At 63.6% G+C, this 1,603-nt stretch carries 1 protein-coding gene; it reads right to left on the bottom strand.

What is annotated here, in order from left to right; all coding sequences use genetic code 11:
* Positions 1-16 precede the first annotated feature (16 nt).
* A partial coding sequence (tnpC, locus tag IE243_RS22760) for an IS66 family transposase (RefSeq protein ID WP_191321557.1) occupies positions 17-1,603 on the bottom strand: 1,587 nt, incomplete at its 5' end.

Genomic DNA, 1,603 nt, shown 5'->3' with positions numbered 1-1,603 from the left:
GTAAGCGCTGTGCCGCTCACACCTTGCGTTGATGGCTCCACGGCAGGAGGCTGTCGATGTCGGCCTGCTTGTGACCCTTGACGATGGCGCCGAGTGTTGCGGCGAGCCATGTGTGTGGGTTGACGGCGTTCAGTTTGCAGGTCTCGATGAGCGAAGCGATCATGGCCCAGTTCTGCGCGCCCGTATCATGACCGGCGAACAGCGCGTTTTTGCGGTTTAATGCGATGGGCCGGATGGTGCGCTCGACAGTGTTGTTATCGAGCTCAATGCGCCCGTCGGTGAGGAACAGGCGCAGCCCGTCCCAGTATCTGGCGATGTATTTCAGCGCCTCGCCCAGGGGTGATTTTGCCGATACCCGCGCTCGGTTCTGAACCAGCCATTCGTGAATGCCAGTGACCAGCGGCGCAGAACGCTGCTGGCGCGCGGCAAGCCGTGCTTCAGCAGACAGGCTGCGGATATCAACCTCGATGCGGTACAACTCACCAATGCGCCTCACGCCCTCTTCGGCAATCGGGGCGGCTCCCGTTCGTGTGATCTCGACCAGCTTGCGCCGCGCATGCGCCCAACAGTACGCCAGCTGGATGTTCTGGTGCGGACGGGCGCCAGAGCCTTCCTGGGCAATCAGCCGGTTGTAGCCCGCATATCCGTCGACCTGCAGGATGCCGCTGAAGCCGGCCAGTATCTGCTCTGCATACTGCCCGCCGCGTCCCGGCGCGTAAGTGAAGGCGACGCCCGGCGGCGCGGTTCCGCTCCATGGCCTCTCGTCGCGGGCCAAAGCCCAGAAGTAGCCATTGCGAACCTTGCGCGCCCCGGGATCAAGCACCGGAGCACGGGTTTCGTCCATGAAGAGTTTGGTCGAGCGCTTCAGAGCGGCCAGCAACGCCTCATACACCGGGCGTAATTCGAAGGCCGCCCGCCCAACCCAGTCCGCAAGGGTGGAGCGGTCAAGATCAACGCCGTCGCGGCTATAGATCTGCGCCTGGCGGTACAACGGCAGGTGATCGGCGTATTTACTCACCAGCACATGCGCGACAAGCGCTTCGGTGGGCAGGCCGCCGGGAACCAGATGTGGAGCTGCCGGAGCCTGGACCACGCCATCGGTGCAGGCGCGGCAGGCGTACTTTGGCCTGTGGGTCACAATCACCCGGAACTGCGCCGGAATGACATCCAGCCGCTCGCTGACATCTTCGCCAATGCAATGCAGGTCGCCGCCACAGGCGCAGATCATGCCATGCGGCTCAATCACCTCGTCGATACGCGGCAGGTGCGCCGGCAGCGCCCCCCGGTTGGCGGCGCGGGCCTTGCGTCGGGCAGCAGAACCATTGACCTCATAACCAGCGCTGTCATCTTCGTCTTCGGCATGCACAGTCGCCATGGCGGCTTCGATATCTTCAAGCGCCAGATCATACTGGTCCGGATCGCTCTTCTCCGACCTGCGCCCAAACAGCGCCTGCCGGAACGCCGCGACCAGTTTCTCCAGCCGCTGTATGCGCTCATCCTTGCGCAGCCCGTGCGCGTCGAGACGTGCAGCACGGGCTTCCGAGCCCGCCAGCAGCGCCCGTAATTGCGCAATTTCCGCAAGAAGATCAGCCGTATCGGTCAT

It is taken from the genome of Camelimonas fluminis, assembly GCF_014656355.1.
Taxonomy (GTDB): domain Bacteria; phylum Pseudomonadota; class Alphaproteobacteria; order Rhizobiales; family Beijerinckiaceae; genus Camelimonas; species Camelimonas fluminis.
This window is presented reverse-complemented; position numbering and strand designations above follow the sequence as displayed.